We start from the raw sequence: 26,467 nt of genomic DNA, 5'->3' as shown, positions 1-26,467 counted from the left end.
TACACCCCTCACAAAAAATTATCCTTTTTCCTTGTTACAAAAAAGAGCAAAAGCCCAAATAACAGAATATATCCAATCAAAATGTAGTACATCCAACTAAATTGCTGAGCATTTTCTGAAAGCATTGCGGTTATTCCTTCTGTTTGAATCGCTAGTATAGAAGAAAAATAGAGCTTTGTAGTCATTTCATTACCAAGGATCGGTTGGAATAGACGTAAAGTATATTGAAAAACTAAGCTTAATAGTAAAAATCCCACACCTGCACCTAGTGCAGTCGTCGTGGAGTAGGAAATAGTTGCGATAAAAATCAGAACACAACTCATAGCTAATAAAGTAAGCCATGCGACTCCATAAAACTTCAGATTATATAAGAAGCCTTCTAATAATGTAAAAGAGTCCTTATGATAAAATTGTGAATAAGTTTCCGGACGCGAAAACATTAAGGAACCAATCAAGTAGCTAAATATGAAATATATGATTAAATACAGTGTCAATACGCCCACCATTACGATGAATTTCGCGAAAAACACCTTTTGAAAAGAATAGGAACGAATCATTACCATTCGTAGCTGTCCTGTTCGATATTCATCTGTAATTATAAACGCAGCCAAGAGTAGAATAATTATGTTAAATGCTGTCATTAGCATCTCTGAAAGTCCAAGAATAGGGAAATTCCCAGCTACAGCAAACTGTGGATCATTCTTTGTAAAAAATAGATTCTGTTTCTGATAATATTTTGCTGCAGCAAAAACTAGAATTGGTATAGCAACAAATAAAAGCCATGTTGTTTTTCGTTTCCATAATCTTTCCCATTCACTTATGATAAGCTGTTTCATTTTGACACCAACTCAATAAACATTTCTTCAAGGTTCTGTTGATCTTTCAGTTCACCTGTCCATACCAGTTCACCTTCGCGAATTATCACTATTTCATCGCATATTTTTTGTAATTCATCTAGAAGATGACTAGAGATGAGAATGGTCTTTTTATATTGATGTTTTAAAGAAAGAATCAGTTCCCGTAGCTCCCGAATGCCCATTGGATCAAGTCCATTTGCAGGTTCATCCAATATGAGTAGATCTGGATCACCTAATAATGCCTGTGCAATTCCAAGCCGCTGCTTCATTCCTAAAGAATACGTTTTTACCTTTTCATCTGCACGCTTCTCTAATCCGACAATTTGTAGCACTTCTTCCACTTTTGGTTTCGTTCCATTTCCATGTAATCTTGCTAAATTTCTCAAATTTTCTCTTCCTGTCATATAAGGGAAAAAGATTGGTGATTCTACAATTGCACCTACATTTGTCATCGCCTCTTCACGATTTTCTACTACATTTTTACCATTAATGAAAATTTGACCTGATGATGGGCGAATGAGACCCGTTAGCATACGAATAAAAGTAGTCTTCCCTGCCCCATTTGGTCCAAGCAATCCACATATGGCTCCTCTTTCCACCTGTAACGTCAAATTATTAATTAACTTCCTACCTTTCACCTTTTTGGATACGGATTTAAATTCCACTATTTTTTTCATCATTAAATTCCCTCCTATAGGTGGAGTATAAAATGAAAATATAAAGAATTTATAAAGTAAGGTGGAATATTCATTTTTTATTCTAAATCTAGTATTGGTTTTGTTGGACTACAAATACGTGAAGCTAGAATTTTCAAGACTTTCAAATGCGAGCTTATCATTCCATAAAAAATAGGATGGTAAATCTACCATCCTAGCGGAATAATTACAGTAAACAAAGCCCCATTTCCCTCTTCACTTTCAACAAAGATTGTTCCATGATGCATTTCTATGATTTTTTTGACGATGGATAATCCTAAGCCACTTCCTCCCTTTGATCGTTCTCTCGCTTTATCTGCTTTATAAAATCGTTCAAATATGTGGATTTGATCTTCCTTAGACATTCCAATACCAGTATCTATAATTTTCACAATGGCTTTGTCATCTACTTGTTGTAATTGCACATGTATCGTACCAGAAGGAGGAGTAAATTTAATACTATTATGAATTAAGTTCATCCATACTTGACTCATTAAATCCTCATCTCCAACAATCGTCACCTTGTCCAATGAGATATCTAATTCTAAATCCTTTTCAGCCCATTGTGGTTCGCAGGTTAAAATGATCGTTCTAATTTGCTTATCCAAAGGAAACTCCTTTTGATCAAATGGATGATTCGTTGATTCAAGTGAAGTAAGTTTCAACAAATTATCACTTAATTTGGATAATCTTTTACTTTCCGTTTCAATTATTTGGAGGTAATGTGCTCTCTCCTCCTGGGTCAGTTCTTCATATTGGAGTGCACGTGCAAAACCACTGATCGATGTTAATGGGGACTGAATTTCATGAGATACATTTGAGATGAACTCCTGACGCATATCTTCCATTTGTTTCAGTTTTACAGCCATATGATTAATATTATCGATAATTTTTGTATGCGGATGTTCCCTATTTGTCTTGAATTCCAGATGAACATCAAAATCACCCTTGGCAATTTTTCTTAACGCATCAATTACCTCTTGAAAGTGAGTTCGTTGCTTCGTTCGAGTAAATAAGGAGATCGTAAAACCAATCCCCCCTAGAATGAAGAAACCAAGAATAACTGCTAGTAAATGCCGAATATAATCAGACATTTGAAAGTGAAACACTGGAAAGATATCATTCACGATAAAATAACCTACAGAAAAACTAACGGACATGAGAACAAGAAACATTAGGAACCCAAAAAGATGCTGTAGAAATTTTTTAACTTTCATTTGAGAACCTCAAGCCGGTACCCTAATCCTCTTATTGTTTTTATTCGAAATGGAAATTCTTGATCGGAAAAGCGCTCCCTTAGTCTTTTAATATGCACATCCACTGTTCGTTCATCCCCCTCATAATCATATCCCCAAATATCCTCAATGAGCTGTTCTCTTGAAAAGGTTTTTCCAGGATAGCTGGCCAATTTAAATAACAGCTCAAATTCCTTTAAAGGAATAGTAAAATCCTGATCATAAAACGAAATTTCATGTGTCCTTCGATTAAGTGTAAACCCACCTATCTCAACTGTTTGCGATATAGTAATATTGTATCTTTTCAACAATGCTTTAACCCTTGCCACCAGTTCAATCGGTTCGAAAGGTTTGACTAAATAATCATCCGCTCCTAGTTCAAAGCCCTTTACCTTTTGTGTAGTTTCTCCTTTAGCTGTGAGCATTAGAATAGGAATATCACTATATTCCCTAATCTCTTGACACAACTGCCAGCCATCCATATTGGGCATCATAATATCGATAATTGCAAGATCCATCTTCATCTTTTCCATTATATTTAATGCCTGTTTTCCATCTGACGCTTCATAAAGCTCGAATCCCTCCTTCTTTAAAAAAAGAAGGACGAGCTCACGGATATATGAATCATCATCAACTATTAGCAGCTTTGACATGGTCCGTCATTCCTTTCCCTACACTGGTTCCTTCATACGTAATTGTTGATTGGCAAATTCACGATAGAGAGCATGTGATTGTACGAGCTCCTCATGTGTACCTTGCCCTGTAATTTTCCCCTTTTCAAAGAATAAAATTTGATCCGCATCAATAACTGTCGATAATCGATGGGCAATTACAAGAGTGGTACGTCCCTTCATTAAGTTTTGTAAAGCTTGTTGAACAACAAGCTCTGATTTGCTGTCCAAACTAGAGGTGGCCTCATCAAGCATTAATATTTTTGGATCCCTCAAAAAGGCGCGAGCGATCGCAATTCTTTGTCTTTGACCACCAGACAGCTTAATCCCTCTTTCCCCTACTTCAGTGTCGAAACCTTGAGGTAGCTCAGTAATAAACTGATCAGCATAAGCCATTTTTGCTACCCGATATAAATCTGCTTCATCCACTTTTCTATCTAAACCATAGCAAATATTATCACGAATCGTCCCTGAAACGATGGGACTTTCTTGTGACACATACCCGATTTGACTTCTCCATGATAACAAGGAGAAATGATGAATTGATTCCCGTCCTAATCGAATTTCTCCTTCCTGTGGTTGATAATATCTCTCTAATAAAGAAAAGAGTGTCGTTTTTCCACTTCCGCTAGGACCTACTATTGCCGTTACTTTACCCGAATCAACTGAAAAGCTAATGTCCTTTAGCACTTGCTCCCCATTACCATAGGAAAAGCTAACACGTTCAACAGTAATAGGCTGGTTCACATTTTTTACTTCCTGTTTGATCTTATGCTCTTCTTCCTCTGTTTCTAATATTGAAATGATTCGTTCCGTTGCACCTGTTGCTTTTTGAAATTGAGTAAAAAATGTGGTTAATTGTCCCATAGGCATGACAATTTGAAATAAATACATGATAAAAGCGACTAAATCACCTGCTGTTAATACTCCAGAAGAAACTCTCATTCCTCCATAACCAAGAATAACAACAAGTAACAGCATAATCACTAAACCAATCAGCGGTGCGATCATGGCTTGAATTTTTGCCTCTTTGAGGCCAAATTGAAATAACTCTGTAATGCCTTTTTTGCCATTTTTATATTCAATCTTTTCCGCATTCGATGCTTTTACTAAACGGACTTCCGATAGTACTTGTTGAATAACAGAAGTAAACTTTGCCGTCTCATCCTGCATTCCTTTTGACACCTTGTGCATTTTCTTCCCTAATGGAAATAAAATAACAAATGATAATGGAATTGCTATAAACATAAGTAATGTCATTTTCCAGTCTAAAATAAGCAAGACAATAATTGAACCGATGATTGAAATAATCCCCGTTAGAAAATTAGCTAAATGGTCGGTAATCAATCCTTTAACCACCGCTGTATCATTTGTCATTCGACTAACCGTTTCACCGGTTTGATTCTCATCATAATAGGATACAGGCAAAACAAGGAGCTTTTTCCATAAACGATCCCTAATTCCCGCTACCACTGACTGTCCGATATGATTCAAAATATAGATGGATATACCACTGGCTAATGCTTGAATAAGCATGGCTACTACAAGTAGTATAATTTTACCCGTATTTAAAGAGCTCAACGAGAAATCATTGATTAGATTTTTCGTAAATAAAGGAACTAAGAGTCCAACAATTGTTGTACTAACACTTAGTACCAAGGCAATACATAATAGTAATTTTGATGGTTTTGTCTGCTTGACTAACCGAACAAATTGCCGCCACCCCTGTTGTTTTATTGTATCTTCCATTTCCTTCATCCTTTCATATCTTGTAAGCACACTATACAATGTTTTTATGAACTGAATATGAATAGTTTAAAAAGTCCCCTGCAAATCATATAGTATATTAATAAAAAGCGGAATAATCACTATTATCACCACTTTTTAACAGGATAAGGACATGGCGAATGACATAATTAAAGGCAGTTTTCGTAGGGTTTGTTGCCTTTGTAAAAGCCAAACTGCATGTTAAAGGATTCAGAGCGGTCTTATGGAGTTTTCCGCTCTTTTCCTTTGAAATGAAAAGGAGGGAGTTTATTTCTTTCTTCAGGGTAGTCAATCGCTCTCTTTCTTTACGGGCTCTCGCACTTTTCTCCTTCCCGGTAACCAATCACTCTCTTTCGTTACCCGACACACATATTTTCCTCCTTCTCGGTAACCAATCACTCTCTTTTGTTACCAGACACACATATTTTCCTCCTTCTCGGTAACCAATCACTCTCTTTTGTTACCAGACACACATATTTTCCTCCTTCTCGGTCATCTATCGCTCTCTTTTGTTACCAGACACACACGTTTTCCTCCTTCTCGGTCATCTATCGCTCTCTTTTGTTACCAGACACACATATTTTCCTCCTTCTCGGTAACCAATCACTCTCTTTTGTTACCAGACACACACGTTTTCCTCCTTCTCGGTCATCTATCGCTCTAAAAGTTCTCGCACTTTTCTCCCTCTCAAGATTCACACTCTCTCTTTGGGTACTGCTTATTGATTTATCTTTACTCTTAAATAGCAACAATGTTTGAGAAAAGAGACAAAATAAACAATTAGCTCTAAAAGCAAGTCAAGCAATCGAAAAAGAAGAGGATCGCAAACTTTTACTTAGTGACCTAGATACCATTTCACTAAAAAAGAGCTACAAACCTCATAAGAACATTTATAAATATCAAAAAAAACAAAAAAGAGGATACCGATAAGTGTTTTGTTTTCCACTCCTATCGGGTACCCTCTTTTCAAATTTTAAGGATTCGTATCTTCATTTGTTGTATCTGTGTTTTCCTTATTCCTGTCATTTAAGAAATCATCGATTGCCTTTTTATTTTTTTCTAAATCCACTTCAAGAACGGATCCAGCATAATCTGAGTAACCAGGTTGATAAGCACCCTGAACAGGCACAGTTAACGTTTCAATTTTATCTGGTTTGTTTAATAACACCTTGGTTAATAAAGCAATACTATCTGTTTTGCTCATATTTGTTTGTATATAAGGTTGAATCGTTCCGAAGAGCTTTGGTGCCTTCGTAATACCATTTACACTTAAAACTTCATCTTTTAATGCATTAATAACCTTTTGCTGACGTGCAACACGTCCAAAATCAGCTTCAGCATCATGTCTGAATCTTGCATAGCCCAAAAGCTCTTTCCCGTTTAATCTTTGTAATCCTGGTTCAAGCGTTACATCAATATTTTCGGACATTTTCTTTTCAACATCCATTTCAATTCCGTTCGGAGCAAGTGTATCGACAATTTTCTCAAAGCCTTTGAAATCTACCATGACATAGTATTGAACATCTAAACCAAAGTTTTGCTGAATCGTTTTTCTTAATAATTCAGGACCATCTAGGAAAAACGCAGTATTAATTTTCCATTTTTTATAACCCGGAACATCCACAAACATATCACGCATTAAAGATATAATTTTAACATCATCTTTTTTCGGATCATATTGTGCAACCATTATCGTGTCAGTATGAGATTTTGTTTCACCTTCACGCTTATCTATACCTAGTAATAGGAAGTTTACCCTTCCTTTTGCGTCCTTTTTCCCATTAAATTTAACATTTTCTTGTTTCTCAAAGCCTTCACCAGCTTGGTTTTTACCTATATAGTATTGAGTTACTGCATAGCCAACAACCCCTAAGATCAATAATAAAACGATAAAGAGAAACACTCTTCTTTTACGTATTCTTCTTTTTTTTCTTTTATATCTAGAATTCATATAATCCCTCAAATTTTTTGTTTTTTAATTATCATGCTATTACTAGCATTGCCTTTATATTATCTTAAAAAAACATAAGTTTGTCATCTACAAATATTATTTTTGATAAAATTGGATAAAAAAGTGACGAAATTAAGGGAAATTTGTTATATCCAAGAAAGTTTTTATAAAAAAAAAGAAATCTGTTGTGATTCCTTTTCAATTCATTCTATTCTATCTTATCTTTTTTATATAAGAAAGTACAAACCCTAAAAACCCTCCAATAATCGCTGGAATCAGCCATCCCATTCCAACTGAATAGAAAGGAAGGATACCTTCTAATAATTGATCAAGTGATCTTATATGTAGTCCCGCCTCTTTCAAGCCATCAATTAAACTAATGATAAAGGTCAAAAATAAACTCCCTATATAAACCTCAGATTTACCCTTAAACATTGGATGAAAGAATGTTAAGAAAATTAAACAAATAGCTAATGGGTAGATAGCAACTAATACTGGTTCGGAGATACTAATTAGCTTCATTAAACCTACATTGGCAAAAATCGCACTAATGATCGACAAAATAACTGAAAACATCTTATACGAAATTTTTGGGAATAGTTTATGAAAATATGATGCACTAGATGTAATTAACCCAATGCTAGTTGTTAAACACGCAGCTAGAACAATGAACCCTATTAAAATTTTTCCGTAGGAACCAAAATAATGACTAGATACACCTGCTAAAATAGTTGCACCATTATCTAACAAACCAAGTTCATTAACACTGCTTGCACCAATATAAGTAAGTGCTGAATAGATAATGGCCAATAATGTAGCTGAAAGTAATCCTGCTTTTATACAGGTAATCATAATGTTACCTTTACTTACAATTCCCCTGTCTTTAATCGTCTGAATAACGATAATTCCAAAAACGAAAGCAGCTAAAGTATCCATTGTCAAATAACCATCCTGAAAACCTTTAAAGAATGAATGATTTAAATAAGGTTTTGTAGGGGATTGAAACTCACCCATTGGATAAATAATTGCTGTAATAATAAGGATAGCTATAAAAATTAAGAGTAAAGGCGTTAAAATTTTCCCAACAATATCAACGATCTTTGATGCATTCATCGAAAAATAACAGGTCATTCCAAAAAAAATAATCGTGAAGATTAATAATGGAAGAAAACCAACAGCTTCAGGTAAAAATGGTCTTACACCTATTTCAAAGGAAACACTTCCTGTTCTCGGAATAGCAAATAGTGGACCAACAGCTAAATAAAGCACGGTAGTAAAAATAAGCCAAAAACAGGATGTGCTCTACTTGCCAAAGCTTGCAGATCACTTTTCCCAGAATAACCTAATGCCAATACCCCTAGTAATGGCAGACCAACTCCTGTAACAATAAAACCTGCATTCGCTAGCCAAATATTAGAACCCGCAGATTGACCTAACATAACTGGAAATATTAAATTTCCCGCCCCAAAAAACAAGGCAAACAGCATAAAACCAACTGCTATCACAAACATAAATGATTCTTTCTTTGACAAATGTTTCTCCTCCAGAAAATCAACTAAATAATCAAAATTTACTTAATATTCCCTTTCCAAAAAGGCTATTTTGGAATGAAAGGACTTGTCGGTCTTCCAAACTTTTTATTCGTTTTAACATTCCCTAAATAGCAACGATATTTGAAAAAATAGTTTTAGAAAAATATTATAGCTAAGTTATCTTATCATAATTTCTGAAGGAACTCTAAACTAATTTTCAATAAAAATAAGGTGTAAGACAAATGTCCTACACCTTTGTTTTTATTTACTCTCTCGAGAGATTAGTATATTCAATGTTCATTTCTTACTTCTTTAATTGTGCCTCAAAATCAGCACGGACTTTTTCCAGTAAGCCAGGCTCTGTTAAAATTTGATATCCAGTAAAGGCCAATGCTTTCGCTCCCGTAATTAATGCTTTATCCCCGAGTTCTGATTTAGCACATTCCCGAAATTCATTTGTATGGCCAATTAAATCATCAGGGCCAATTTTAATATATGGATGTGCGGTCGGAACAACATGACTAACATTTCCAGCATCCGAAGATCCAATCCCTTTTTCCTTTTCTGTCGATACCACTTCACCTAGTAATTCAAGTTCTTTCTTTATTACTTCATCGAGCGTATCATTGATGACGAAATCATGAACCTCATTTTGGAAACGTTCAACTTTTACTGTACTTCCCGTCGCAAGTGCTGCTCCTTGAGCGATATTTCGTACCTTCTCAGATACTTCTTCAGCACGCTTCCATGTACTTGCACGGATAAAGAATCGAGCAGATGCATATTCAGGAATGATATTTGGAGCTTCTCCACCATGTGTAATGATACCATGAATTCTCACATCTGTAGGTAATTGCTGGCGTAATGCATTGATTCCATTGAATAATTGGATAACAGCATCCAACGCATTAATTCCCTTTTCAGGCGAACCAGATGCATGGGCTGCCTTTCCATAAAAATGAAAATCTAGCGGATCTACAGCAAGAAAAGGTGTCGTGATACCTGTTTTTCCAGAAGGATGAATGATTAAAGCAATGTCAACTCCTTCTAATAATCCATGTTTAACGAAGCTTCCTTTTGCACTGCCATTTGGCCCTCCTTCTTCCGCTGGTGTCCCAAATACTACTACTTCTCCACCTGTTTCATCAATTACTTCAGCTAAGGCAATCCCCGCTGCAACACTTGTCGTACCAATGATATTATGACCACAAGCATGACCTAAGCCTGGCAAAGCATCATATTCGGCAAGAAATGCAATTCGAGGTCCTTTTTTAGCTGAAGATTTTCGTGCAACAAATCCTGTTTCATGCCCTGCAACATTACGAGTTACCTCGAAACCAGCTTTTTCAAGAATAGCTGTTAATGTCTTTGCTGCAAAGAACTCTTGATTTCCTATTTCAGGATTTTCGTGAATTTTATGGCTTGCCTCAATGTATAGCTCCCTTGAATCCTCAATGCTTTTTACAATACTTTCTCTTAAACTTTCTGTTTGTATTGTCATTATTTTTCCCCTTCCTATTTCTCATTTTTCATATATTTTTAATCAGAATTAAAGGTAGTAAATGCTAAAAAATCGACTAAACCTTATTTAATAATCCCATCAAGATCTTTAATTGGCATATCAACCACGATTGATCCACCTTTTGTATCTTTTTTGATTGCTTCCTCTACTTCCTTACTATGATAAATCTCAAGAATTTTTTTATAGATTTTGTTATCCTTTTCCTTTGTTCGTGCAGCAATAATATTAATATATGGCTTTACCGAATCACTATTTGGATCCTCGAGATAAATAGATTCCTTTGTAATATTAAGACCTGCTTGGCCTGCCACCCCATTATTAATGACTGATGCAGCAACATCTTTTAGAACACGAGGTGTTTGTTGCGCCACAACTGGTGTAATCTTAAGTTTCTTTGGATTTTCGACAATCCCACTTGGGTCACCAAATAGACCAAAATCGTCCTTTAATTTAATTAGACCTGCTGATTGCAATAATAATAGAGCACGTGCTTGATTTGACGGGTCGTTAGGAATCGCAATTTCTCCTCCAGTCGGGATATCGTCAGGATTTTTATATTTATCAGAAAACATTCCCATAGGTGCGATTTGTGTAGTTCCAATTGGTGTAATATCTAGGTTATGTTCTTCTTTAAATTGGTTTAGAAAAGCTATATGCTGAAAGGCATTCAGATCGATATCTCCATCGGCTAGTGCTTGATTTGGAATCGTATAATCAGAGAATTCCTTTAATTTAACTGTTATACCCTCTTTTTTTGCCTTTTCTTTAATAATATCCCACATTTGTCCGTCCGATCCTGTCACTCCAATCGTCACGACTTTACTATCTTTTCCACTAGTTTCTTTGCCACAGGCAGCAAGAAGGGAAAGGGTGATTACTGCAATAATGCTTAGTAAAAATGATTTTTTCATTTATATTTCCTCTTTTCTTATGATGTTTTTATTAGTGCTTTATTTTTATCTACGAAGAAAAATTCTCGCTAAGTAGTTACCAACAAATTGAGCAATTTGCACAAGAATAATCAATAACACAACTGTCACAATCATCACTTGCGTATCAAAGCGTTGATAACCATAGGTCATCGCCAAATCTCCAAGGCCACCGCCACCTACTGTACCTGCCATGGCTGAAAAATCAATTAATCCAACGGTGATAAAGGTAATTCCTAAAATTAGTGGACCCAAGGCTTCACGGATTAATACTCCGAAGATAATTTGTAGCTTACCTGCCCCCATGGCCTTCGCTGCTTCTATAATCCCCGGATCGATCGATACAAGATTGTTTTCGACCACACGTGCAATTCCGAAGGATGCTGCTATTGTCATCGGAAAGATGGCTGCAGCTGTTCCAATGGTTGACCCCATCACCATCCTAGTAATTGGGCTAATGGCAACGAGAAAAATAATAAATGGAATCGGTCGAATAATATTTATTAAAATATTTAAGATAGTAGATACCGTTTTATTTTCTAAAATATTGCCTTTTCGAGTGACGAAAAGGAGTAAACCAATAATCGTTCCAATGATTGTTGAAAAGATTAATGTAAAAATAACCATAGTCACTGTTTGACCCGATGCCTGCACTACTCTGGGCCAAAATGTACTCCAATCAACTTGCATGAGTTGTAACCTCCTTTATTTGTACAAATCTTTCTAAATGCTTCACTGCCTTATCCACTTCATGATCTGTCCCTTGTAATTCAACGATAAGCTGGCCAAAAAGCACTTCCTGTAACTCACTAATATTGCCGTAAATGATATTAACATCTACTTGATAGGACTTCGCAATATCAGAAAGCAACGGTTTACTTGTCTCTTCCCCAGTAAAAACTAATCTGTATAAGCGACTTGATGGGTTAGATCGTAATTTTTCAAATAGTTTAGAAGAGATTTTGTCATTTAAAACAGAACTAATAAAATTCTTAGTTGTTTGTGTTTTTGGATTTGTGAAAATATCAAAAACCGATCCTTCCTCTATGACCCTTCCGTTTTCCATCACTGCTACTCTGTCACATATATTGCGAATGACTTGCATTTCATGGGTGATTAATAGAATGGTCACATTGTATTCTTCATTTACCTTTTTTAACAGATTCAAAATATCACTAGTAGTTTCTGGATCTAATGCAGAGGTAGCCTCATCACAGATAAGAATATCTGGAGATGTAGCAAGGGCTCTTGCAATACCAACCCGCTGTTTTTGACCACCAGACAATTGTTCAGGATAATACTTCGCTTTATCTGCTAATCCTACAAATTGTAAAAGCTCTGTTACTCTACGATTAATCTCCTGTTTTGGCACCTTCGCAAGTTTTAATGGATAAGCAACATTTCCAAACACCGTTCGGGAGTTAAATAGATTAAAGGTCTGAAAGATCATTCCAATTCTTTGCCTCATCATCCTGAGTTCCTTCTCTGTAAGCGATAAATTTTCCTGATCATTAACAATCACTTTTCCAGATGTTGGTCGTTCTAATAGATTTACCAGCCGAAGTAGGGTACTTTTCCCGGCTCCACTGAAGCCGATGACACCAAATATTTCCCCTTTTTCAATCGATAAGAAGACATCCTGCACAGCTGCAACTTCTCTGCCTTTTGACTGGAAAACCTTACTTACACCTTCAAACTTAATCATGTTGTATTCTCCTCTCAAGAACAAAAAAACCCTTCTTCTTATCCACACACAGATAAGAAGAAGGGTTTATATTAACCGCTCTACTTCTTATCTTTCAAGCTGATAAAACAATCAGCTTGCAGGAATTAGCACGGTATTTGCAAAATAGCAAACCCGTTGCCGAGGCTTCGCAGGGCCAGTCCCTCCACCTCTCTGGATAAGTAATAGTCATTTTATTTAATTTTTGTTCAATTAATTATGTTCAATAATATTCCGAAATATAATATAAGTCAATATCTTTTTTCATTTTTCTCAAATAATTTTTTTTTAATGAAATCTATGAATTCGACATAGTGGATTCCTTTTTAACCACTAATTTCGGCTTATGCTCACCTTAGTGCCTATCGGAACAATTTTCGAAAGGGAAAGAACATCCTTATTGTACATTCGAATACACCCATGTGAAACCAGCTTCCCAATTGAGGCAGGATTATTAGTCCCGTGTATTCCATAGTGCGGCTTCGATAATCCCATCCACATGATACCGAATGGACCTCCTGGATTTGGCTGTTTATTGATGATTGTATATACCCCTTTAGGTGTAGGGGTCAGCATCTTCCCCACCCCGATTGGATAGGTTTTGACAACTCTTCCGGCATTCAACAATGTCAAACGGCGTTTTGCTGTTGATACATGAATTTCATATGCCACTTTCCCCACCTCCATTCATACATTATGCATACTCATGGATAATGAACCAAATAGACATAAAAAAATTTAGTATGTATCAAATAGATACAATCATTTTCAATGCCTCAAGACTCGTTTCCTTTGAACCAAAAGCTGTTCAGATAGTTGGTTGCTTTGCAAAAGTCCTACTGCCGACTTTTACTTCTAATAAAGGGTTCAGTGTTATTATGAAGTTTGTAGTTCTTTTCTCGGTGTCATGAAAGGTTCTCTTGTTCTTAACCTATTCTATTAGAGACAAATAACATCATGGAGGAGAATTTTTGGTAAAATATATTTAACAATCATAAGGAGCTTGATAATCATGAGCAAAAGTGATTTAGAAAAATTAACATTCGAGTTAAATAAAATAAAAGAACTAAATAGTAAATTATTGGAGAATAATATTCAACCGATATTGAAAGAAAAAGTTCAGGATTTTTTAGATGCCTTTGAAGATTATTTTAGAGAAAGAGGGCTTGTTGTAAACGCAGGTCACTTGACTGTTCGCGCAGCTTTCGATTCCTTAGAGTTTACTGCTTTTTCAAAGGGCGACCCGACTATATTTATATTAAAGGATAGAGAAACAATCGCCTCCATATCTGTTAAATACAAAACACCAACACGGTCCGCCTCATATCAGTTTGACACTGAAGAAGAACAGTTAAAATGGGAAATAAAAAAGGAAAATACATTATTTAGTTATCTGGAGAATCCTGAATTCTACTATACCGGTAGCGAATTCGGAAGACCATATTACGATCCTTTGGTTGTACTTGAGAGTATATTTCATGTGTAAAAGCACTCATTATCGTGCTTTTACACATCCATATACTAAATAAAACTGTTTTTGGCAGTTGCACTATCACTAATATCCGGATCAACAACAGAGGATAAGGGGAGATTCATTAAAGAAAAATCCCCATTCTGTTCTCCGAATGCCTGGTTGCGCTTATATGAAGTAAACTGGTCAATGGCTTGAACGGGGCCAGCATTAATTACAGATGAATTATCCACTGAATTAATCTTAAAACCTAGCATATTTACAACGGTTGGTGTGAAAAAGAACATTGATAACCACTCCCAAAGCTTCTATCTTTTATATTGGCTCTTTCCTTAATCAATTTTGCAGTTTAGAAATGTTTTAGCAAATAACTATCGGCTGAAGACCGCTGCGCCTTTCATTACATTGAAAAAAGAGCTACAAACTCCATTAAAATTGCTGAATCCTTTATGGATGTAAAAGCCTGCAGTTGTGCTTTTACAAAGGCAACAAACTATACAAAAACAGCATTTATATAAGACTATTTTTGACTGATGGTGAATCAAGGACATCTGAATCAGCAACCACTGAAACTGGTAGCAGCATTTGAGCAAAATCACCATTTTGTTCACCAAGTCCTTGATTCCTCTTGTACGAAACAAAAATATCTAAATATTGATTCGTTCCCATATTTAATACTGCGGAATGATCAAGGGAATTTACTTTTAGGCTTTGAAAGTTAATCGTAACTGGAGCAAATATCATCAAATCTCCCCCTTTTAGGAAGGAATAATCCAGAAAACAGAAAACACCATGTTTGTTATAAAGAATGTTTACTACTAAACGTATCCTCTAAATCGTCATCAATAGTTATAGAAACTGGAGTCAGCTGAATGATAGAATCAGCTAAATTTTGACCAAATGCTTGATTTTTCTTTGCATATACTCTCTTGCCAATCATCACTGTTGAACCGAAAGAAATTGAACTCCCATGATCCGAAGAGTTAATTTTTATATGATCTAAGTTAATGTTTGTTATTTCAAACATGAGTAATTTTCATTTAACCTCCTTCCACATCCCACTATAAAATTTATATTCCCCATAATGAAAAGAAGAACAGCTATTTGCCAATACCATCAATCACTGGATTACATGTTCACGTTTTGAAGAATACATAACTAGATAACATAAACCCAATCCAGAGACGAAACAAATAATTCCTCCAATCGATAAAAATAAAAAGGGTAGACTAATTTTTGTAGCAACGAAAGTTCCATAAACAACCCCTAAAGGAACAACTGCTTTTGTTAAAAGAAAACGGACGGACATCACCTGACCTAAAATTGTTTCAGGGACAAGCCGCTGATATAGCGTGGTACTAAAAACATTCCAAAACGGCATGACGATTCCGGCAATTGTCTCAATCAATAAGGCGACGATGATTGCTTTTGTTAAACCTAATCCTATATAGGTACAACCACCAATAAATAAGGAGGAACTCATGACTACATATAAATATTTTTTTGGTTGCTTCAACTTCCCTACAATAAACGTCCCAATGATATAACCAAATGGAAATGCAGCAGCAAACAGACTATATTCAAAGGAGGAACCATCTAATACTTCAGATACATAAGGAAGATACATTGCTTGTGTGGCAAAAACTCCAAAACTAGTAACGGATACTAATAACCCTAATAAAAGAAGGATTTTATACTGTTGGTAGATCTGGATTCCTGCCTTGAATTGTTGCATCCAGGTTTGTTTGCGAGAAACTCGACTTTTTAGTTCATGAATGAAATATAAACTACTTAGAGAAAAGCTATATAAAATTATAATAAGGAGTAGACTTTTCACACTTCCTATATTCCCCATTATGAATCCAGCAATAGGTAAGGAAAGGAATCTCATCAGCTGAACGAGTCCAGATATTCTTGCATTGATTTTCACTAGATGATCACCATTGACTAACTTTGAAATTAAGGCACTTGCTGCTGAATCATAAACAACAATCGAACTGATAAATGAACAAATATATAAAATCCCTACTGAGTTTTGGTTAAACACCCATAAAATAAAAACGAATAAGTAAGTACATACTCTTAACCATTCTGATAGTTTCATCATCGTTGTTCGTTTCCAGCGATCAATAAACGGACCAGCAAATAACTGTACAATTAACTGGCCGATTATACTTACAAGCCACAGCCCTCCCATCGCCATTTTTGAACCTGTTACATCATAAACAAGCCAAGAAATACAAAATGTTCCAAATGTACTAGCAAATGTTGAGATTATTTGACTAAGAAATAATAGTGTAATAGAATAATCTCTTCTCATTCACTTATTGTCCTCTTCTTGCAAAAATTCTAATAGTTTAGGTTTTAGCGTACTTAATGTGTGATGCACCAAAGAATAAGTTGAATCTCTCATCTTAATTATTTGTGCAGACCGCAAAATAACTAAATGATGATGAACAGTCGTTTTTCCAATTCCTAAAATATCAGTTAAATCCTTTAAAGATCGATCCTTCTGATGGAGGAGTTTGATTATTTTTAATCTCTTTTCATCACCAAGAGCTTTATAAAATTGGGCTAATAATGCAACATCCGGCTCATCAGAAAGACTTGTTTGGCTCACCGGGTAATAAAATACTTTCATACCCTCTAAATTTGCATGAATTGTCCAGGGGCTGTAAATATAGTGTGGAATAAGCAGTACCTTACTTATATTTGTTTCCGGTTTATATTCCTCTCCTGTAGCCCATTGGACAAATTCCTCGGCGGATACTTTATTCATCATCCTTTGTTTTTCCTCAAAGTCCTTTTTCAATATTCGTTTTGTTTCTTCTTTATCTTTTTCAATAACTTCAAGGAACCACCCATTCATTAAACAAATGAGGTGACGTCTTAACTCATCTTGATCAACCTCTGAAATAAAATGAATCAGATTCGGAAAAAAATTATGCTGTCTACTAGCTAAAATCATTTGGCTAAAGGCATCTTTATCACCTTTTGAGGCAGCCTCACGAACATGCTGTTGGGATTCTTCTAAAAATGGTAGCGCATGATAGACTAATTGTTGGTTTGATACATTTGCTAGAAATGCTAAGAAGCTTGGAAGGGAATCAAAATCCTGTGTATGTAAGAGCTGAAGAAGTATTTTCCAAGTATTATGTTCCTGGCAATATTGCAATTCTGCATCCAATGATTCTGAAAGACTATTTCTTAAATGCTCCCAATAGGATTCAGACTTCTCTAATTTCCCCTTTAATTTAGGATAAGTAATCATCGCTATCCCTAACACACATTCATATAAAATTGAATATTTTACTTCTACCTCATAGCTTGTTCGTTTAAATGACATATCAATTACATTCAATTTGCAGCCCCCTTTTCTATGTATTGTAAACTTCCCGAATAAATTATTCAATATTTTTCGAACACACTGTACTATTTTTATAGAACGGATTACCATTTTCAGTTCAAAAAAGCGATCCATTCTTTATTCGAGAATCAATCGCTTCTTCTACTACTATTCTATAAGGAAAACTTCTAATCTATTAGATAAATCTTCCTTAAGCTTGTTACCTACCCGAATCTTAATTTCTTCATGAAACAATGGACCATCATAAACAAATGTATGATATTCTCCAGACTCACCCATCGGACAAATATCATATTTTTGAATATCCTCAAGAAACTGGCCATCAAGCTGTTTTCCTAGCCACTCATCGGATAATTTTTCGCGCATCACCCGAATGACGATAGCTCGGTATCCAGAATCAATAAATTTTGAAAGCTCAAGTAATGTATCCTTTTGTTGCATCCATAAAGGATACAGAGCCTCTAAACCCGTATCCTTAGCTAAAGCTTCTCCCCATTCTCGATGACCATCTAAATACAAATCCCCGAAGGCAATTCCCTTTAACTGGTAACGATTTTTTAATTGAGTTAGCTCTTTTCGAAAATCATCTGTGTATGTATCAAAAGTACAATGAATAATATGTACAGGTATTCCTAAAGACCTTCCTTGTGCCTCTATGAGTTCAATTCTCTCTCCATGTGCGAACGTTACACCGGTTTCTTTAGGAGCAGTAGTCACTAGACAACTCACTTCAAAGCCCTGATTTGTTAGTTCATGAAGAGCAAAACAGCTATCCTTTCCACCGCTCCATGAGAGAGCAATTTTACTCTTTACTTGTCTGACATCCATTTTGTCCATCCTCCTTTGTATTACTTATTGTACCATGGAGGCATGTACATAATTGAACCCTATATCATGTAGATGCATTCTTCTTTTTTCGATTTTTTATTATTGCTACAACTAATAAGATCAGTGGAATTAGGGTCTGAATAAGTACACCATAAAAAGGAAAAGTGAAATTATCGTAACGCTCCACTTCCGTTCTACTAGGAAGTGCCCAAAAGCTGAATTCTACTATCAGAATGCCAATTGGCCAAACTAATGGCTTAACATTGGATACATTCAACCAATTGGCAGTCACTATTGCCGTCACATAATAAAAAACTGATATTTTAACGAATGCTCCTAATATCCAAATTGCCATTATAAACGATTCAAGATTTTCAAACACTTGGCCAATACTTATATATCGCCCTACCACCATTAGCGGATAATCCTTTGAGCTCACTGTTGTCCCAAGAACTAAAAGGACAATTAAGTTGACTAGAACTAACGATAGCATAACGTATACCACCGCTAAAATGCCATATTTCATTCCCTTTTGTTTATCATTTAAAAAGGGAAGAAAAAAACTAATAATGAAAAATTCAGTAAACCAGCCCCCTGGAACAACAGCTCCTTTAAATGCAGGGGTTACCCCTTTCTCCAGTATGGGAAGAATATTACCAAAATCAAGATCAGGACTAATTAATATCGTGAAAAACAAGAGTGGTACAATTAATAGCGGAAATATCAATTGAGCCATTCTTCCCAAAACTTCTACCCCACCATAAACTGCCAAAGCACAGAGTAAAATCATTGAGCCAGTAATAACACTAATTGGTGTTTTACTTAAAAAGGCAGAAACAATAAATTCACTATAGGATCGGACAATTTGCCCCGTATTTAATAAGTAAAAAAACAAGATAATAAGGCCAAGTAGCTTCCCAAGAAATTTCCCAATAATACGATCACTCATTTGAATAAAAGTCTCACTGGGATACATTTTATGTAATTGTGTAGTGATATAGACAGTTATAAACCCAAATATTGCCGCAATTATAGGAGAAAGCCATAAATCCTGATTTGCGTATTTAGCTGTTGCACTAGGTACCGAAAGAATAGCCGTTGCAAGAATGGTAGGGTACATTAACAACACCATTTGAAGGGATGAAATTTTTCCTTTCTCCATCTGTTTGCCCCTTTGTAACATAATTAACTATACTCTGTTTACTTCATCACTTATTTTTACTTTCCCTTTTCTTTTGTATCGTCGCAATTATTAGTAAAAATACAGGTATAATTACTTGTATGAAAATAGCGTAAAAAGGAAAGGCAATAAAATCAAAACGAGAATATTCCATAATATTAGGAATGGACCAGAAACTGAATTCTACTATCAAGATGGCTAAGGGCCAGATAACTAAACGGAAATCTGATAAATTAAACCACTGTGCTATCCCAGAAGAAACTGCATAGTAGAATACAGATATTTTCACAAAGGCACCCATGATCCAAATCGCCATCGAGATTGACTCCAAATGCTCAAAAAAATCCCCAACTCCGATATATCGACTTACATTCATCAAAGGATATACTTTCGTCGCTGTAGTAGTCCCGAGAACTAATTGAACGGTGAGATTAACTACCACTAGTGTTAGCATAACTACCACAACTGCTACCATTCCATATTTCATCCCCTTTTTCTTCTCATTTAAAAAAGGGAGAAGGAAAATCATTATAAAAAATTCGCTAAACCAGCCACTTGGAACAATCGCTCCTTTCATCGCTGGGAAAAAACCTCCCTCCAGTACAGGGGAGAGATTACTTATTTTAAATTCTGGAATTAATAAAAGGATTAATATGATAAGAGGAATGCAAAATACCGGTGAAAATAATTGAGCCATTCTACCTAATACTTCGATACCTCCCCGAACAGCTAAGGCACAAAGGAATACCATTGACCCTGAAATAATCGTAATAGGTGTTTTGAAGAAAAAGGAACCAACAAGAAATTCGCTATAATCCCTAACAATTAGTCCGGTAACATGAATATAAAAGAAAAGAAAAAATAATGTAATTAGTTTACCTGGAACTTTACCCATAATGTTTTCACTCATTTGAACGATTGTCTTGTTTGGGTACAGTTTATTCAAACGGCACGTTACATACACTGTAAATAAACCCACCACTGATGCTAATATTGGTGAAATCCATAGATCCTGTTGGGCATATTTCGCAGTTAAGCTTGGAACAGCAAGAATGGCAGTTGCTACAATCGTAGGATACATCAGCAATGCCATCTGAAGTGAGGTTATTTTCCCCTTCTCCATTAACTAACTCCTTTCCATAAGAAAAACAGAAGAAGACTCATTCTTCCATGAACTGACCGATTGGTCTAAAAATTGCAGTAACCCATGTGATCGGGCCACTCATATTTGATAAATCAAACATGGATAGCATCCAGCCAATAAATAAAAGGATAAAAAATGCAAATTTATCTTTTTTAGGTTTCTTCTTTAGTTGAGACTTCTGAAATACAATGGTGACCAAAACAATTAATGTAGTTATAGCAAATGCACCCCACCTCAGTTTCCCTCACCTCTCTTCTCTACTTTTAACTGATTCGTTTATATTCCCCTGTCTCCGTATATTCCCTTTAACATTTACATTTACTTTTACTTCTGGAAAAATTTCATCCCAACGATTTTTAACACTCCTCCAATGTTTCGGATATTTATGATGAAATTCCTTGGCAAAGTCTAAAATATCGGTATCTAACTCTTGCTGTAATTCGTGAATTGTCGATTCAATTCGATGTTTAATATCCTTCTGAAATGCAATTTCCGCTAATCGAATCGAGCTAGGATTAGTAAGGTCCATTGTTGTCCTATTTTGTACAACTGCTCCCTCCGTTCTAATGTTTACATCCATTTCCCACTCATCATTATAAATATGGGGAATCATTGCGACATGAGTAGAGACCGGATTAAGCGATATATCTCCATCTATGTTTTTAGGTTTCAACGTTACTGTGTATTCCTCTATTTCATTTTTCAACCAAATGACTCCTCTTGTTTTAGCTAAGGATAGCGTACCAACCATTTTGTCCTTTTTAAAAACAGCTGTACCTACAATATGTGGATATTGATAATCACTTTGTGTGCCTTTTTCTGTAGATAGTTTAATAAAAGGGAGAGCAGCTGCTTGAGCTTCACTTGCTAGCATTTCATCTAACTTTTGCATCGTCGTCTTTAATCCCACTCCTAAGTTTGCCTGACGGCGAATGGTTTCTGCGGAAAAATTCTCCAAGCGTGTTTGCAATTCTGTTAATGGTCTTGCCTTTCCATCACTAACAAATACAAACGCCCTCTCCCTAGGCTGTGGATGACGTAGCAAAAAATCTAAATGATCTTGTATCCCTTCTCTCGCCACTTCTTCCCCAAAGATAAAAATATGACAATGTCCCCAGAAAACTTTTCTAGGTAACTCTGTCTGAAGTTTTGAAAGAGCTTCTGCTAAATTCTTCCCTTCGTAAGATGATACAAACGTTACTGGCTCGCCACTTCCACCACCGCCTCCCTGCCCTCCTCCACTGCTCATTGCTCTTGGGATAAACACTTGGAGAGACAGTTCAATGCGATCATCCTCTTTTTTATCAATAGCCGCTGCTGTGATAATAGCTAAATCATTTACTTCTACTCGATCCCAGCAACCCGATAATAAAAGAAGGGATCCACCAAATAGAGCCAAGTATATGATACCTCTCATCAAATGACTTTCTCCTTCCAATATGGGATGTGATATACTAGTTCTCCGTTTCTCCTCCCCTATTTGGATTCGGTGATTGATCTGTAGATTGACGATATTTATTATATGATCCAGTAAAATGTGGTCGTTGGTCCATCATCCATAAAGGAGATTTCCACAATACGTCCTTTAATTCTTTGCGTTTCAGTGGTGCAATCGGAGCTAAATAAGGCTCACCCAAGGAGCGGATGGTACATAAATGAATGGCTATCGCTATTAGTCCCATAACAATTCCTAGCAAGCCGAAAATACCAGCAAGGACAATCATCGGAAAACGAATCATTCGTATAGCAATCCCTGCAATATAGCGCGGGATCATAAACGATGCAATTCCAGTAATAGCAACGACAATCACCATTGGTGCCGATACTAACCCTGCTTGTACAGCGGCTTGTCCTATAACAAGTGCTCCAACAATACTAACAGCAGCACCGACCTGCTTAGGTAAACGAATCCCTGCTTCTCGAAGCGCTTCAAAAGTAACTTCCATCATTAACGCCTCTACTAATGCAGGAAAAGGAACCGATTCCCTTGCTGCTGCAACACTAAGGAGTAATTCACTCGGTACCATTTCCTGATGGAACGTCGTAACTGCTACATAGAGAGAAGGTAATAAGAGCGAGATAGCAAGAAACAAATAACGGAGCCAACGAATTAATGTACCAACCATAAATCCTTGATAATAATCCTCTTGAGACTGTAATAGACTAAAAAAGGAAATAGGGGCTATTAAGACAAAAGGAGTCCCTTCAATTAAAATAGCAATACGCCCTTCCAATAAATTTGCACAGGCAATATCTGGTCGTTCTGTTGATAACAACTGAGGAAAAGGTGAATATGGATAATCTTCAATAAGTTCCTCAATATATTGACTTTCCAATATTCCATCAATCTCAATCTTCTTCAATCGATTGCTTACCTCTTCAATCAAATTTTTGTTAGCAAGACCTTCGATATACGCAATAGCTACTGTTGTTCTCGTATATTTTCCAATAATGATTGATTGAATTTTTAGGGCAGGGCTTTTAATGATTCTTCTCAGCTGAGATGTACTAATGCGTAAACACTCATTAAATCCTTCTCTTGGTCCCCTAATACCGGATTCTGCCACAGGTTCTTCAATACTCCGTTTTTCCCATTTAGCTAACCCTAAGGAAAATGCGTTCACTTCTCCTTCGTAGAGTAAAATTGGGTTCCCGTTAGATATTGATTCAATACAATCTGCTAGCAATTCCGCCCTTTTCACTTTTGCAATAGGTAATCGATACTCCAGTAATTCCGTAGAAATTTTCTCTATATTCTCTTCTTTCATTAATGGCAAAAGTACATATTCATCGATCCCATCAGTATTAGATAAACCTTCAATATAGATAATCATCGCCCGTATTTTTCCAAAAAGAAAAAAGGAACGAAAAATAACATCTGAACTATGTTCATATATCGATTGGAGTGCTTGGACATTTTGCTGAAAATCTGCCGAAAGGCAATCTTGCGGTTTTGAACCACTCTGTTTTTTTTGATCATGATGATCCTTGTTCTTTGTTTTCTTAAGTAGCTTGCTTATATTACGAATCAAACTTGTCCCTCCAATAACAGGTCGGATCTCTATCATAGTTAGGATTCTTCTTTCCTTCCAATTTATTCACCAAAATCCTTTAATTAGTTAATTTACAACTATAATTTTCATTTCTTAGTAAATAATAAAAAGGCGTTTATACTTATTCTTGAGAATTAGGAGAAGAAGATATGCCAAATCTACTATCCCTTTTGGCAGATGGAATGATCTTGTTAATCATTATCATCCTCATTATTCTGCTCTTTTTTTGGCGCTGGATAATGAGACGTCTAGTTAAAAAGATTGGAAAGATCATTTTAACTGATAGTTATCAAGAAAATCTTATGGAACTGCTACCTGGTTTCAAGCATATGGGGATTCAAAATGTTCTAGAAAATAGCCTTCGTGCTGAAACTGGAGATGTTTTACATCGGCCGCTAGGTTCCTCAAAAAAATGGCCTCATTTCGATCCAATTACATTTATCCCAGCACAGACATCGCCATTCCCCATCGATGGACAGGAAGAGGTGGACGTAACAGTTACAATTGGACCTAAAGCAGAAAAACCACTTAAGCTTAAAATCCCTCTTATTATTAGTGGAATGGCCTATGGAATCGCCTTAAGTGAAGAGGTTAGAATCGCGCTAGCTAGAGCAGCGAAAAATACAGGTACAGCCATTAATTCCGGTGAAGGAGGTATTTTACCAGAGGAACTGGACGCTGCAGATAAATACATATTGCAATTCTCTAAAACTGAATGGTCAAAAGAAGAAACACTGATTAAACGTGCAGACATGATTGAAATTAAATTAGGTCAAGGGGCTCTAGTCGGTATGGGAGGGAAAATCTCTCCTAAAAACCTCACAGGTCGAGCTCGTAACATTATGGGGCTCAAAGAAAATGAGGATGCTGTAATTTATGAACAATTTTTTCAAAATCAAACTCTAGAAAATCTAAAGGAACTAATTGAGGAACTGAAAAATATTTCCGGAGGTGTTCCGATTGGAGCTAAAATAGGGGCAGGGGGGAAAATAGAAGAAGATATTGACCATTTAATTGAACTAGGTGTTGATTATATTGCCATAGATGGTGGTCAAGCAGCAACACACGGGGCCCCGCCGATTTTATCTGATGACTTTGGTATCCCAACCCTACATGCGGTTGTTAGAGCTGCGAATCATTTTGAAAAAAAGCAAATAAAGGGACAAGTTAGCTTAATTGTATCTGGAGGACTCTTCGTACCAGGGCATTTTCTAAAAGTGTTAGCACTCGGCGCAGATGCGGTATATATTGGATCAGCTATGTTATTTACTGTTTCACATAGCCAATCAACGAAACCACTTCCATTTGAACCTCCTACTCAAGTCGTTTGGAATCAAGGGAAATATAAAAATCAATTTGATCTTGAAGAAGGGGCAGCATCTGCAGAAAAATTTCTGACAGCAAGCGTAGAAGAAATGAAAATGGCACTAAGAGCAATGGGAAAGCATTCATTAAAAGATCTTTCTAAAAAAGATCTAGTGTCCTATGAAGAGTTGACTGCACGGATGATTGGTATACCATTTTCATTTGAACCATGGGTTGGTAGCGAAACAAAATAAAGGATAGAGGAGAAGTTTCCTCACTTACTGGCATACTTCTCCTCAAAACCATACTCTAGCATAGCCGTTGAATCACTCCAAACATCCGAATTGGTTGAATGTAAAACAACTGCAATAAGATTTTTCCCATTTCTTGAAGCAGATGAAACTAAACAATATCCAGCCTGATCAGTGAAACCTGTTTTAATGCCATTAGCTCCTTGGTAATAATTTTGACTACCTCGATTCACTAGTTCGTTACGATTGTAATATGTATGGTTAGCATCCTTATACATCTCCTCACTAACTATTTCACGGAATTCAGAATTCTTTCTAGCCTCTCTTGCAATAAGTGCTAAATCCTTAGCTGTTGAATAGTGATTAGGGTTATGAAGTCCATGAGGATTAACAAAATGTGAATGTTTCGCTCCTATCCTATTTGCTTCCTGATTCATTAGTTGTGCAAAATAGTCTAAAGCCTCTTTTGATGACATATGTGGATTATTACTCTCTTTTTTGGCAACATATACTGCTACACTTCTTGCAGCATCATTCCCGGAAGGTAGGAGCATTGCTCTCAATAATACTTTTAGAGAAAGATTTTGGCCAGGTTTTAGTCCAGCTGAGCTTTCATCTGGTTCTCTTAACGTTACTTCATCTCCTATGTGGACAGTATCATTCATATTTCCTTTATTCAAAGCAATTAAAGCGGTTAGTATTTTTGTTGTACTTGCTGGATATAAACGTTCATTTGCATTTTTAGCATAAAGGATCTCACCACTATTTTCATCCATCAAGACTCCCGCTTCCCCATTAATTAATTGTTCGCTTGATGATACGGATATTTCCTTTATGCGATCTTTAATACCATCGGAATACCTATATAAAATGCCGGTTAAAAATAAGATGAAACATAATAAAATAAACTTCTTCACTTATTGCTCTCCCCTTAAATTCTTCTAACTAAAAAATCATTTCCTGATCATGCCATTATTAGAAATGAG

Annotated in this window: 24 protein-coding genes, 1 pseudogene and 1 riboswitch; of the genes and pseudogenes, 2 read left to right on the top strand and 23 right to left on the bottom strand. The window is 36.0% G+C overall.

Annotated elements, in window-relative coordinates; translation table 11 throughout:
- Positions 1 to 8: 8 nt before the first annotated feature.
- The 12 genes and pseudogenes from NST63_RS02370 to NST63_RS02315 all read right to left on the bottom strand — a co-directional run bounded on the left by NST63_RS02370 (position 9) and on the right by NST63_RS02315 (position 13,554).
- Positions 9 to 836, bottom strand: coding sequence for an ABC transporter permease (locus NST63_RS02370; RefSeq protein WP_212946140.1), 828 nt, complete (start codon positions 834 to 836; stop codon positions 9 to 11).
- Positions 833 to 1,537 carry an ABC transporter ATP-binding protein gene (locus NST63_RS02365; protein WP_071975556.1) on the bottom strand — a complete coding sequence of 235 codons (705 nt, stop codon included), beginning with the start codon at positions 1,535 to 1,537 and terminating at the stop codon, positions 833 to 835. Before NST63_RS02365 ends, NST63_RS02370 begins: the two co-directional genes overlap by 4 nt.
- 182 nt (positions 1,538 to 1,719) lie before the next feature.
- On the bottom strand, positions 1,720 to 2,769 hold the full coding sequence (locus NST63_RS02360; RefSeq protein ID WP_071975557.1) for a sensor histidine kinase: 1,050 nt from the start codon (positions 2,767 to 2,769) through the stop codon (positions 1,720 to 1,722).
- Positions 2,766 to 3,440, bottom strand: coding sequence for a response regulator transcription factor (locus NST63_RS02355; RefSeq protein ID WP_071975558.1), 675 nt, complete (start codon positions 3,438 to 3,440; stop codon positions 2,766 to 2,768). The genes NST63_RS02360 and NST63_RS02355 overlap by 4 nt, the downstream gene beginning before the upstream one ends.
- Before the next feature lie 18 nt (positions 3,441 to 3,458).
- Complete coding sequence (locus NST63_RS02350; RefSeq protein WP_373312694.1) at positions 3,459 to 5,207, bottom strand: ABC transporter ATP-binding protein; 1,749 nt, start codon at positions 5,205 to 5,207, stop codon at positions 3,459 to 3,461.
- A gap of 991 nt (positions 5,208 to 6,198) precedes the next feature.
- Entirely contained in the window at positions 6,199 to 7,176 is a 978-nt protein-coding gene (locus NST63_RS02345; protein ID WP_341041173.1) for an LCP family protein, read from the bottom strand.
- A 213-nt stretch (positions 7,177 to 7,389) separates the two neighbouring features.
- A pseudogene (brnQ, locus tag NST63_RS02340) lies at positions 7,390 to 8,708 on the bottom strand (branched-chain amino acid transport system II carrier protein).
- A 304-nt stretch (positions 8,709 to 9,012) separates the two neighbouring features.
- Positions 9,013 to 10,209, bottom strand: coding sequence for a M20 family metallopeptidase (locus tag NST63_RS02335; protein WP_212946136.1), 1,197 nt, complete (start codon positions 10,207 to 10,209; stop codon positions 9,013 to 9,015).
- An 83-nt stretch (positions 10,210 to 10,292) separates the two neighbouring features.
- On the bottom strand, positions 10,293 to 11,141 hold the full coding sequence (locus NST63_RS02330; RefSeq protein ID WP_058004007.1) for a MetQ/NlpA family ABC transporter substrate-binding protein: 849 nt from the start codon (positions 11,139 to 11,141) through the stop codon (positions 10,293 to 10,295).
- A gap of 45 nt (positions 11,142 to 11,186) precedes the next feature.
- Entirely contained in the window at positions 11,187 to 11,849 is a 663-nt protein-coding gene (locus NST63_RS02325) for a methionine ABC transporter permease (RefSeq protein WP_058004006.1), read from the bottom strand.
- The gene (locus NST63_RS02320) at positions 11,839 to 12,864 is read right to left on the bottom strand and encodes a methionine ABC transporter ATP-binding protein (RefSeq protein WP_341041172.1); all 1,026 of its coding nucleotides are present in this window, start codon (positions 12,862 to 12,864) and stop codon (positions 11,839 to 11,841) included. The genes NST63_RS02325 and NST63_RS02320 overlap by 11 nt, the downstream gene beginning before the upstream one ends.
- Positions 12,865 to 12,948: 84 nt before the next feature.
- A riboswitch (SAM riboswitch) is annotated at positions 12,949 to 13,067 on the bottom strand.
- A 148-nt stretch (positions 13,068 to 13,215) separates the two neighbouring features.
- Entirely contained in the window at positions 13,216 to 13,554 is a 339-nt protein-coding gene (locus NST63_RS02315) for a L,D-transpeptidase (protein ID WP_071975513.1), read from the bottom strand.
- 340 nt (positions 13,555 to 13,894) lie between these two features.
- On the opposite strand from NST63_RS02315, the gene NST63_RS02310 reads away from it, so the two are divergent.
- Positions 13,895 to 14,368 (top strand): hypothetical protein, encoded by a 474-nt coding sequence (locus tag NST63_RS02310; protein ID WP_058004003.1) that lies wholly within the window; start codon positions 13,895 to 13,897, stop codon positions 14,366 to 14,368.
- 35 nt (positions 14,369 to 14,403) lie between these two features.
- Here NST63_RS02310 and NST63_RS02305 read toward each other — a convergent pair whose 3' ends face one another.
- From NST63_RS02305 to NST63_RS02260, 10 genes are all read right to left on the bottom strand, one after another.
- Positions 14,404 to 14,640: a spore germination protein gene (locus NST63_RS02305; protein WP_058004002.1), complete on the bottom strand. Its 237-nt coding sequence runs from the start codon at positions 14,638 to 14,640 to the stop codon at positions 14,404 to 14,406.
- A gap of 223 nt (positions 14,641 to 14,863) precedes the next feature.
- The gene (locus tag NST63_RS02300; protein WP_071975514.1) at positions 14,864 to 15,097 is read right to left on the bottom strand and encodes a hypothetical protein; all 234 of its coding nucleotides are present in this window, start codon (positions 15,095 to 15,097) and stop codon (positions 14,864 to 14,866) included.
- 55 nt (positions 15,098 to 15,152) lie between these two features.
- On the bottom strand, positions 15,153 to 15,293 hold the full coding sequence (locus NST63_RS02295; protein WP_158022185.1) for a hypothetical protein: 141 nt from the start codon (positions 15,291 to 15,293) through the stop codon (positions 15,153 to 15,155).
- A gap of 180 nt (positions 15,294 to 15,473) precedes the next feature.
- Positions 15,474 to 16,673, bottom strand: a complete 1,200-nt coding sequence (locus NST63_RS02290; protein ID WP_341041170.1) for an MFS transporter — start codon at positions 16,671 to 16,673, stop codon at positions 15,474 to 15,476.
- A complete protein-coding gene (locus tag NST63_RS02285) occupies positions 16,674 to 17,714 on the bottom strand; it encodes an ArsR/SmtB family transcription factor (RefSeq protein WP_341041169.1) in 1,041 nt (346 codons plus the stop codon).
- A gap of 153 nt (positions 17,715 to 17,867) precedes the next feature.
- The gene (locus NST63_RS02280) at positions 17,868 to 18,548 is read right to left on the bottom strand and encodes a Dph6-related ATP pyrophosphatase (protein WP_242598341.1); all 681 of its coding nucleotides are present in this window, start codon (positions 18,546 to 18,548) and stop codon (positions 17,868 to 17,870) included.
- Positions 18,549 to 18,612: 64 nt separating this feature from the next.
- On the bottom strand, positions 18,613 to 19,710 hold the full coding sequence (locus NST63_RS02275; RefSeq protein ID WP_341041168.1) for a GerAB/ArcD/ProY family transporter: 1,098 nt from the start codon (positions 19,708 to 19,710) through the stop codon (positions 18,613 to 18,615).
- Positions 19,711 to 19,756: 46 nt separating this feature from the next.
- Positions 19,757 to 20,851, bottom strand: a complete 1,095-nt coding sequence (locus NST63_RS02270) for a GerAB/ArcD/ProY family transporter (RefSeq protein ID WP_341041167.1) — start codon at positions 20,849 to 20,851, stop codon at positions 19,757 to 19,759.
- A 265-nt stretch (positions 20,852 to 21,116) separates the two neighbouring features.
- On the bottom strand, positions 21,117 to 22,289 hold the full coding sequence (locus NST63_RS02265; RefSeq protein ID WP_212946129.1) for a Ger(x)C family spore germination protein: 1,173 nt from the start codon (positions 22,287 to 22,289) through the stop codon (positions 21,117 to 21,119).
- A 37-nt stretch (positions 22,290 to 22,326) separates the two neighbouring features.
- Positions 22,327 to 23,904 (bottom strand): spore germination protein, encoded by a 1,578-nt coding sequence (locus NST63_RS02260; RefSeq protein ID WP_242598340.1) that lies wholly within the window; start codon positions 23,902 to 23,904, stop codon positions 22,327 to 22,329.
- Between the two features lie 170 nt (positions 23,905 to 24,074).
- On the opposite strand from NST63_RS02260, the gene NST63_RS02255 reads away from it, so the two are divergent.
- Positions 24,075 to 25,484 (top strand): FMN-binding glutamate synthase family protein, encoded by a 1,410-nt coding sequence (locus tag NST63_RS02255; protein WP_212946127.1) that lies wholly within the window; start codon positions 24,075 to 24,077, stop codon positions 25,482 to 25,484.
- A gap of 20 nt (positions 25,485 to 25,504) precedes the next feature.
- Here NST63_RS02255 and NST63_RS02250 read toward each other — a convergent pair whose 3' ends face one another.
- The gene (locus NST63_RS02250) at positions 25,505 to 26,398 is read right to left on the bottom strand and encodes a D-alanyl-D-alanine carboxypeptidase family protein (RefSeq protein WP_341041166.1); all 894 of its coding nucleotides are present in this window, start codon (positions 26,396 to 26,398) and stop codon (positions 25,505 to 25,507) included.
- Positions 26,399 to 26,467 lie beyond the last annotated feature (69 nt).

Source organism: Heyndrickxia sp. FSL W8-0496 (assembly GCF_038007825.1).
Lineage (GTDB): Bacteria > Bacillota > Bacilli > Bacillales > Bacillaceae_C > Heyndrickxia > Heyndrickxia oleronia.
This window is presented reverse-complemented; position numbering and strand designations above follow the sequence as displayed.

Bases quoted from the DNA above. Each gene is read 5' to 3' on its own strand.
- NST63_RS02280 (WP_242598341.1), bottom strand. From the start codon at position 18,548: ATGGATGTCAGACAAGTAAAGAGTAAAATTGCTCTCTCATGGAGCGGT.
- NST63_RS02330 (WP_058004007.1), bottom strand. From the start codon at position 11,141: ATGAAAAAATCATTTTTACTAAGCATTATTGCAGTAATCACCCTTTCC.
- NST63_RS02310 (WP_058004003.1), top strand. From the start codon at position 13,895: ATGAGCAAAAGTGATTTAGAAAAATTAACATTCGAGTTAAATAAAATA.
- NST63_RS02270 (WP_341041167.1), bottom strand. From the start codon at position 20,851: ATGGAGAAGGGGAAAATAACCTCACTTCAGATGGCATTGCTGATGTAT.
- NST63_RS02290 (WP_341041170.1), bottom strand. From the start codon at position 16,673: ATGAGAAGAGATTATTCTATTACACTATTATTTCTTAGTCAAATAATC.
- NST63_RS02300 (WP_071975514.1), bottom strand. From the start codon at position 15,097: ATGATATTTGCTCCAGTTACGATTAACTTTCAAAGCCTAAAAGTAAAT.
- NST63_RS02370 (WP_212946140.1), bottom strand. From the start codon at position 836: ATGAAACAGCTTATCATAAGTGAATGGGAAAGATTATGGAAACGAAAA.
- NST63_RS02355 (WP_071975558.1), bottom strand. From the start codon at position 3,440: ATGTCAAAGCTGCTAATAGTTGATGATGATTCATATATCCGTGAGCTC.
- NST63_RS02320 (WP_341041172.1), bottom strand. From the start codon at position 12,864: ATGATTAAGTTTGAAGGTGTAAGTAAGGTTTTCCAGTCAAAAGGCAGA.
- NST63_RS02345 (WP_341041173.1), bottom strand. From the start codon at position 7,176: ATGAATTCTAGATATAAAAGAAAAAAAAGAAGAATACGTAAAAGAAGA.
- NST63_RS02335 (WP_212946136.1), bottom strand. From the start codon at position 10,209: ATGACAATACAAACAGAAAGTTTAAGAGAAAGTATTGTAAAAAGCATT.
- NST63_RS02255 (WP_212946127.1), top strand. From the start codon at position 24,075: ATGCCAAATCTACTATCCCTTTTGGCAGATGGAATGATCTTGTTAATC.
- NST63_RS02305 (WP_058004002.1), bottom strand. From the start codon at position 14,640: ATGTTCTTTTTCACACCAACCGTTGTAAATATGCTAGGTTTTAAGATT.
- NST63_RS02350 (WP_373312694.1), bottom strand. From the start codon at position 5,207: ATGGAAGATACAATAAAACAACAGGGGTGGCGGCAATTTGTTCGGTTA.
- NST63_RS02275 (WP_341041168.1), bottom strand. From the start codon at position 19,710: ATGGAGAAAGGAAAAATTTCATCCCTTCAAATGGTGTTGTTAATGTAC.
- NST63_RS02325 (WP_058004006.1), bottom strand. From the start codon at position 11,849: ATGCAAGTTGATTGGAGTACATTTTGGCCCAGAGTAGTGCAGGCATCG.
- NST63_RS02365 (WP_071975556.1), bottom strand. From the start codon at position 1,537: ATGATGAAAAAAATAGTGGAATTTAAATCCGTATCCAAAAAGGTGAAA.
- NST63_RS02360 (WP_071975557.1), bottom strand. From the start codon at position 2,769: ATGAAAGTTAAAAAATTTCTACAGCATCTTTTTGGGTTCCTAATGTTT.
- NST63_RS02265 (WP_212946129.1), bottom strand. From the start codon at position 22,289: ATGAGAGGTATCATATACTTGGCTCTATTTGGTGGATCCCTTCTTTTA.
- NST63_RS02295 (WP_158022185.1), bottom strand. From the start codon at position 15,293: ATGATTGGCAAGAGAGTATATGCAAAGAAAAATCAAGCATTTGGTCAA.